The organism is Pseudarthrobacter oxydans (assembly GCF_013314975.1).
Lineage (GTDB): Bacteria > Actinomycetota > Actinomycetes > Actinomycetales > Micrococcaceae > Arthrobacter > Arthrobacter oxydans.
Genome location: NZ_JABTYH010000073.1, coordinates 1 through 1,838 on the forward strand (window position 1 = coordinate 1; position 1,838 = coordinate 1,838).

The following is a 1,838-nucleotide window of genomic DNA, read 5'->3' on the forward strand; positions in this document are numbered from 1 at the left end:
AACGCTGGTGGGAAGGTTTTGCGGAAGTTGCTTTCGGAGCCGGACGCTGAACAGCGGATAACGGTTCTTACGTCCGGCTCCTCCCTCCACGTCTAGCCAGCGATGACCCGGCGCGGGAGCGCCGTCTATTAGAAATTCGAAGGTACTTGAAATGAGTCAAGTGGTCGGTATGACACAAGAGGAATCAGTTCCCCGGGCATCGGGGATTCAGGAAATTCCGCCTCTGGCCAGGCGAATCCACATCTGGCGTATTTTGGGCGCAGCACTGGCGGTCCTTATTGTTGGCTCGATTGTTTGGAGCCTGGGCACCAATGAAGCGCTGAATTGGCCCGTGATTGGGCAGTATATGTTTCAGGACCGCGTCCTTGCGGGCTTGAGACTGACGATTGAGTTGACGATCTTCTCGATGCTTGGTGCGCTGATCCTGGCTACGATCATCGCGAACATGAGACTGTCGCCGAACGTCGTGCTGCGCTCAATCAGTTGGGCGTTCGTGTGGTTCTTCCGGGGGATCCCGCTCCTTGTCCTCTTGGTCCTGATGTTCAACGTGTCGTTGCTTTATCCCGACATCTCCTTGGGGCTCCCGGGCCAGATTCCGTTCTGGTCCGTGTCCTCCCAGGACCTGCTGAGTCCGTTCTGGGCCGCTTTCGTTGCATTCGTGCTGCACCAGGCCGCCTACACCTCCGAAGTAATACGCACTTCAATTCGGGCTGTGCCTAAGGGCCAGATTGAGGCCGCCGAGTCGCTGGGTATGACGCATGCCCGGACGCTGCAGCGAATCGTTCTCCCTCAGGCCCTGCGGATCGCGATTCCACCGATCGCAAATGATGCCATCAATCTTCTGAAGGCCACGTCCCTTGTTGCGTTCATTGCTGTGTCTGACTTGCTGTATTCGGTGCAGCAGATTTACGCCAGCAACTACCAGATTGTCCCGCTCCTCGTGGTCGCTGCTCTCTGGTACCTCATCATCGTTTCGATCATGTCTGTTGGCCAGTGGGCGCTTGAGCGCCGGTTCGGCCGCGGCACAGCCCGATTGGGCACCACAGTCAAGGCAGCAGGAGGCAAAAACCGATGACAGTTATCGAAGCCCGTTCAGTGACCAAGCGGTTCCATCACCACACGGTACTGGACAACGTAAACCTCAGCGTCTCCAAGGGGGAGACGGTCTGCCTTCTCGGTCCTTCGGGGGCCGGGAAGAGCACCTTGCTGCGTTGCCTGAACCTGCTGGAACCACTGGACGCAGGTGCGGTGTTCCTGGAGGGTGACCTGCTCGGGTTCCGGGAGCAGCGTGGCCACCTGCATGAACTCTCGAAAAGCAGGCTGGCCCGGCAGCGGCGGCACATCGGCATGGTGTTCCAGCACTTCAACCTTTTCCCCCACATGACGGTGCTTGAGAACATCATTGAGGCGCCCGTGGGAGTGCTGAAGCAGCCGAAAACCGCAGCAAAAAAACACGCCTTAGAGCTACTGGACCTCGTCGGACTATCAGACAAGGTCCACGAGTACCCCGCGTCCCTTTCCGGCGGCCAACAGCAACGCGTTGCGATCGCACGCAGCCTTGCCATGCGCCCCAAAGTGATGCTCTTTGACGAACCAACCTCCGCCCTGGACCCGGAACTGGTCAGCGAAGTCCTCGAGGCTATGAAAACACTCGCCGTCGAGGGCATGACCATGATCGTGGTCACCCACGAAATGGGATTCGCCCGCGAAGTCGCTGACCGTGTGGTTTTCATGGCCGACGGCGCCGTCGTGGAAGAAGGCCCAGCACGCGAAATGCTCGCAAACCCCAAGGTAGACCGCACCAAAGACTTCCTCGCCCGCGTTCTCTAACCCCTCAA

The 1,838-nt window shown here is 58.7% G+C and carries 2 protein-coding genes; both read left to right on the plus strand.

Annotation, left to right across the window (positions count from 1 at the left end; genetic code table 11):
• Nucleotides 1–151 precede the first annotated feature (151 nt).
• Nucleotides 152–1,075, plus strand: a complete 924-nt coding sequence (locus HTS88_RS21895) for an amino acid ABC transporter permease (RefSeq protein ID WP_174182290.1) — start codon at nt 152–154, stop codon at nt 1,073–1,075.
• On the plus strand, nt 1,072–1,830 hold the full coding sequence (locus HTS88_RS21900; protein WP_174182292.1) for an amino acid ABC transporter ATP-binding protein: 759 nt from the start codon (nt 1,072–1,074) through the stop codon (nt 1,828–1,830). The genes HTS88_RS21895 and HTS88_RS21900 overlap by 4 nt, the downstream gene beginning before the upstream one ends.
• Nucleotides 1,831–1,838: the final 8 nt, after the last annotated feature.

Excerpts from the sequence above, each read along its gene's own strand:
- HTS88_RS21895 (WP_174182290.1), top strand. The coding sequence starts at position 152 with ATGAGTCAAGTGGTCGGTATGACACAAGAGGAATCAGTTCCCCGGGCA.
- HTS88_RS21900 (WP_174182292.1), top strand. The coding sequence starts at position 1,072 with ATGACAGTTATCGAAGCCCGTTCAGTGACCAAGCGGTTCCATCACCAC.